General features: G+C 38.2%; 5 protein-coding genes. All 5 read left to right on the forward strand.

The window, feature by feature from the left end:
• The first annotated feature begins 17 nt into the window (after positions 1-17).
• A complete protein-coding gene (locus tag H5159_RS11975; protein WP_154903671.1) occupies positions 18-1,685 on the forward strand; it encodes a methyl-accepting chemotaxis protein in 1,668 nt (555 codons plus the stop codon).
• 106 nt (positions 1,686-1,791) lie between these two features.
• Positions 1,792-2,307 carry a MarR family winged helix-turn-helix transcriptional regulator gene (locus H5159_RS11980; protein ID WP_259397988.1) on the forward strand — a complete coding sequence of 172 codons (516 nt, stop codon included), beginning with the start codon at positions 1,792-1,794 and terminating at the stop codon, positions 2,305-2,307.
• Positions 2,308-2,440: 133 nt separating this feature from the next.
• On the forward strand, positions 2,441-3,190 hold the full coding sequence (locus tag H5159_RS11985) for an RIO1 family regulatory kinase/ATPase (protein WP_182780341.1): 750 nt from the start codon (positions 2,441-2,443) through the stop codon (positions 3,188-3,190).
• Positions 3,191-3,505: 315 nt separating this feature from the next.
• Positions 3,506-4,858 (forward strand): magnesium transporter, encoded by a 1,353-nt coding sequence (locus tag H5159_RS11990; RefSeq protein ID WP_007584828.1) that lies wholly within the window; start codon positions 3,506-3,508, stop codon positions 4,856-4,858.
• A gap of 55 nt (positions 4,859-4,913) precedes the next feature.
• Positions 4,914-5,975 carry a DUF21 domain-containing protein gene (locus H5159_RS11995; protein ID WP_182780342.1) on the forward strand — a complete coding sequence of 354 codons (1,062 nt, stop codon included), beginning with the start codon at positions 4,914-4,916 and terminating at the stop codon, positions 5,973-5,975.
• The last annotated feature ends 123 nt before the right edge of the window (positions 5,976-6,098 follow it).

Genomic DNA, 6,098 nt, shown 5'->3' on the forward strand with positions numbered 1-6,098 from the left:
TTCACCTCGGAGAAAAAATGAGTAATTTAAGCTTGAAAAACAAATTGCTGTTACTAGCTATTTTACCGCTAATGCTACTTTTAATCAGCTTAATGCTGAGTTCTTATTATTTAGAGAATAAAAATCAGCAACAAAATTTTGAAGCATTTCAAACTAAGTTAATAAGTGACAAGCAAACGTTACTAAGTACCGAAATTGAAATTGCTAGCAAAATTGTTCGCTATCAATTAGCAAATGGCTCTGAGCAAGATGCTAAAAACGCTTTAAGAGACTTAACATTTGGCCAAGGTGGTTACTTTTTTATATACGACACCAATGGCATTAGTGTTTTTCATGCATTACTAGGTGATGCTATTGAAGGGCAAAACAAAATAGGGATGACTGACCCTAACGGTAAAAAAATAATAGTGGGCTTATTAGAGCAAGCTAGAAAAGGCGGTGGCGCTTTTAACTATCATTTTCAAAAACCAAATACCACAGGCTTAGTTGAAAAGATGGGCTATGCAGCAATGATACCAGGCACAAACTGGATGATTGGTACTGGCGCATATATGGATGATATAGACGCAGAGCTACTTAAATACCAAACAGCAATGCAAAAGCACATGAATGATAAGGTAATGACCTTATTATTAATTGCTTTATTTTGGGTTGTTTTAACAATTATATGTGCGTTAGTTGCCGCAAATACAATGGTAAAACCAATACAGCGCATGGCGCAAAGCCTTGACGATATTGCAAAAGGTGAGGGCGACTTAACCAAGCGTCTAGACATTGATACTAACGATGAAATAGGCCAACTTGGCGAAGCATTTAATATGTTTGTAAGTAAGCTACATGGCATTATTGCTAATGTGGTTGATGTAACACACGATGTAAAAACAGCTTCTGGTGACATAAATACACAAACACGATTAATTGAAGACAAGTTACTTAATCACAATCATGAAACAGATCTTGTTGCGACGGCTATTACCGAAATGTCGGCTACTTCTCATGAGGTGGCTCAAAATACAAACCAAGTGGCAGAGTCAACTCAAGCGGCAACGCAAGAAGTTGCTAAAGCTCAAGAGTGTGTTGATATTTCACTCAGTGAGGTGTCCAATCTAATGGGCGAGATAAACCTAGCCGCTGAACAGGTTGATTCACTCAGTGATCAATCTAAAAAGATTAATAGTGTACTAAGCGTAATTGGTGGAATTGCCGAGCAAACAAACTTACTTGCACTCAATGCTGCAATAGAAGCTGCGCGAGCAGGTGAGCAAGGCAGAGGGTTTGCAGTTGTAGCCGATGAAGTAAGAAGCCTAGCAAGTCGTACTCAAGTTAGCACACTAGAGATTAGTGAAATGTTGAGTGAGCTACATAATTTAGTATCAGATGCAGTTGCAGCAATGCAAGCAAGCCAAAGTAGTTGTAATCGCTCTGTTGAATCCTCTCGTGCTATTTCAGAAAGTTTAGGCGCTGTAACAAGCTCAGTTAGATCAATTAACGACATGAGCACACAAATTGCGACAGCGGCGCTGGAGCAAAGTAGCGTTACAGAAGAAATAAACCGTAATGTATTTGCTATTCAAGAAATAGTTAATGAGCTAACTATTTCAAGTAAAACCACCTCTTCAGTTGGTCAGCATTTAGCTGGGCGTGGTGAAAGCTTAGGACACTTAGTTGGCCAATTTAAAATTTAACAAAGCTTAAAGCCCTACACTAAAAGCCGCTAATAGCGGCTTTATTTTTGTGGGCGATTTTTTATAAAAATTATTGAATTTTTTGTATGCGTTAAGGTCTATCAGCATGCAAATATACTTATACAGTGGAATAACCATGCAAAACATGCCATCAATTAAACGTTGTACTCGAGAAGAGTTAGCGCCAGAGCAAGATTTGGGGCGTTTAGTCTCTTTTTTACGTTCGAGATTAGCCATTCATGTTGATGCCAAGTTACTTCCTATGGACTTAACTTCTGCGCAATATATTGTGGTTGTACTACTTGCGAGAGAGTCGGTTAATACGCTTGCAGGACTTTGCGAGTATATGGTTTATGATCGTGGCGCTATGAGCCGCTTATTAAACCGACTTGAAGAAAAAGGACTCATTATTAAAACGCAATGTGAGCTTGATAAGCGCTCAACTATTTTGTGTTTAAGTGAAAAAGGTAAAGCTCTTTGTCCTGAAATTATGCCTGTAGTGAACGAAGTCTATGCGCAAGCATTAAATGGTTTTTCAGAGCCAGAAAAAAACCAAATAATCGACTTACTATTCAAAGCTATAAATAATCTTGATTCACTGCCAGACTCCCCCCAAAAGTAGATTATCAATAAAATAGCGATACTGTTTCAATAGAAAGTTAGCGTGCTAATTAGTTGATCTGATTGTGCGCAGAATCTAACTTTGATAATATAGTTGCCTAGGCAATTAAAGTTATTATCTTGTTAGGTTTGTTATGATTGAAAATAATTTGTTAGTACAATTACAGCAGCAATATCCAGAACATACTTTTATGCAACATTACTTAAGTGTTGTCCATAAGGGACGTTTTGCTAACGCGATTGTGTATCGATATAAAGATAATGAATTTGATTTAATCGTTAAAGATTTTAGCCAAAGCCCCTGGTTTATCCGCAAAACATTTGCACGAATGTCGGTAAATCAAGAGTATAAAGGGTTGAGCCGTTTAGCAGAGCTTGATGCAGTTGCTAACCGCTTTTGTAGATTGTCGCCGATAGCGGTTGCTTATAACTATATTGAAGGCACGCCACTGCGCGCTTTAATTCATGAAGACAAAACACTACCTGTTAACTTTTTTAGTGCGCTTGAGCGTCAAGTAGCAAAAATGCATCGCAAAGGCATCGTGCATTTAGACTTGCGTAATATGGGTAATATTTTATGCGGCGCAGACGGTAAACCTTACTTTATTGATTTTCAGTCCACTATTAGCTTTTCTCGTTTTCCACGTTGGTTGCAACGCTTTATGCGAGGATCTGACATGTCAGGCGTATATAAAGCATGGAATAAATTGGGTGAGCAGCCTCTGCCACAAAAAAAGCAAGACTATTTAGAGCGCTTTAATCACGTGCGTAAACGCTGGATTTTTAAAGGTTACCCAATACAGCGTGGCTATGCGTGGGGCGCTGCACTTATTACTCAATTTGTAGATTCTGACTTAGTACGAAATATTACTGATAGACTTTAATTTAAAGCATAAACCGTAATTTAAAAACACCTAATTCATTGTGTGATTTTGCCCATATTAGCCTAGCTAATATGGGATTTTTTTTTATTATAAGTAATCCCTTTAGTTTGCTTACTTGTTGTTTAATCCCTCAAAAATAATTCCTTTTACTGTTTTTTTAATTTTTTAAAATAAATATTAGTACTGCATTTAGTTTGCCCATACAATGCGCAAAAATAGCTTGCGCATGCTTAATAAGTTCACGTTTTTTCTGCAATTTTTTATTGTTCAAGTAGACTATAAATAATGTGCGCTTTTAAATTTTAAGGTTTTAAGATGATTGAGTATCCGGTAGACCAACTTCCACAGCTCATAAATGATTTATTGCAATGCGATACAACAGAACGCAAAAATAAATTATTAGCAGATGCGCAGTTAACGCTTTCAACAGAGCACCTGTCATTACTTTTTGAGGCGATACCAAAAGAACAACGACTTGAAATTTGGCAGTTGCTTGATGAAGACACGCAACACGAAATTTTTGTTAATTTAAGTGAAGATAGTTGTTTGTGGTTGCTACAAACGCTAGAAGACACTGAGGCTTTTAAACTTCTTGATGAAGTTAATGTAGAAGAGCTACTGGAACTTGAAGAAGTTATACCAGAGCGATTTGTTGAGTATGCAAAAAAGCAACTCGATGAAGCGCAAACCAAACAATATGATTTAGCGCAGCAATACCCGCCAGAGCAATTAGGTCACTGGTTAGGTTTTGACTTTTTAAAAGTATCGGAGAAGCTAACAGCCGGTGGTGCTAAAAAATTGCTACATAAAGGTTTACCGCAATACAGTGAAGTTATTTATTTAGTAAGCCGCAAGGGTAGTTTAATAGGTGAGGTTGCGGTAAATGATTTAATAAAAGCCAGCGACACCGATAATTTAATGACATTGGCAAATCATGACTTTTCATCGCTCCATGCTGATGATGATTTATATGAAGCGGCAGAAGTGGTGATCCACAGTGAAAAAATGGCACTGCCAGTGGTTAATGCTGATAACAAATTACTTGGGCGATTAACCATTGCCTCTGCTTATGAATTACGACAAGAAATTGCTGATGAAGCAGCCGCTAAAGCCGGTGGTTTACGTGAAGACGAAGACCTGTTCGCAAGTGTGCGAAAAAGTGCTAAAAACCGTGGTATATGGTTAGGTATTAATTTAGCAACTGCCTTTTTAGCGTCGTGGTTTATCGGTTTATTTGGCGCAACGATAGAACAAGTTGTAGCATTAGCGGTATTAATGCCAGTGGTCGCCTCTATGGGGGGAATTGCAGGTAGTCAAACATTAACCGTTATTGTGCGAGGTTTAGCGCTTGGACAGGTTACAGATTCAAACCGTAATGCGTTGCTTAAAAAAGAGCTGCGTGTTGGCGCTGTAAATGGCTTGGTATGGGCGTTTGTAATCGGCCTACTTACCTTTTTATGGTTTAACGACTTAATGCTTAGTATTACGATTACGGTAGCCATATTATTGAATTTAGTGGCCGCGTCACTAGCAGGTGTTGTTATTCCGTCTATTTTAGACAAAATGAAAATTGATCCTGCGTTATCTGGTTCGGTAATTTTAACTACCGTTACCGATATTGTTGGGTTTGTTACCTTTTTAGGTTTAGGCAGTTTATTGCTTTTATAAGCCTTATACCAATTCGCTTAATTAAGTGAATTGGTATTACTAACAGGAAAATACAATGACCTTTGAAGTCATGATTTGGTGTGCAATTGCTTTGTGTATTTCACAATCGGCAATATTTTCGGGCTTAAACTTAGCGTTTTTTTCACTAAGTAGGCTTCAGCTTGAAATGGAAAGTGCAAAAGGGAACGAGGCGGCCATAAAAGTCATGGCCCTTCGAAACGACTCTAACTTTTTATTATCGACTATTTTGTGGGGTAACGTAGGTATTAACGTACTACTTACACTACTTTCTGATTCGGTATTAATGGGCGCAAGTTCGTTTTTATTCTCAACTATCGCAATTACTATTATTGGTGAAATAACACCACAGGCTTATTTTTCGCGTAATGCGTTAAAAATGGCGAGCCTACTTTCGCCGTTAATTAAGTTTTATCAGTTTCTGTTTTATATAGTTGCTAAGCCAACTGCTTTAATTCTCGATGCATGGTTAGGTAAAGAGGGGATTACGTACTTTGCTGAAAGTGAGCTCAGAGGTATTATTCGCAAACACATAGAGGCTGAAGAAGCTGATGTTCAACATGTTGAGGGAATAGGCGCACTTAACTTTTTTAGCTTAGATGAAATAAGCGTAACCAAAGAGGGTGAGGTAATTGATCCAGACTCTATTATTGCTTTGCCTACTAAGCTTGATTTGCCTATTTTCCCAGACCTTACATTAACAACTGATAATGAGTTTTTACGCAAACTACATAAGTCAGGTTATAACTGGGTGATCATTACCAATGAAGACGGTTGGCCTTTATTAGTGGTAGATGCTGACGGCTTTTTAAGATCAGCGTTATTTGAGCCAGATACGTTTGACCCTTATCACTATTGTCACAGACCTATAATTGTTGCTGATGAAGCGATGCGTTTAAGTGAAGTGATTTTAAAAATACGGGCTAATCATTCTTTAGATAAATCGTTTGATGGGGCCATTGATCACGATGTGGTATTAGTGTGGAGCGATGTGAAACGCATTATTACCGGCGCTGATATATTTGGTCGGTTGCTCAAAGGTATGAGTGCACCAAAACTCGAACTGCATGAAAATACAGAGAATAAAAAGCCGCTGTAAAGCTGTCTCTTGATCACAAGTCTGACTCAAGAGATTTTGCTAAATCGTAGCCTTCCAGGATGGCTTGTAACTTAAGCCATCCTTGCCATAACACTTTCACAGATGCACGCCCTGTGCGCTTGG

Origin of the sequence: Pseudoalteromonas sp. SG43-1 (genome assembly GCF_014164415.1) — a bacterium.
In the GTDB taxonomy this organism is placed as follows: Bacteria; Pseudomonadota; Gammaproteobacteria; order Enterobacterales; family Alteromonadaceae; genus Pseudoalteromonas; species Pseudoalteromonas distincta.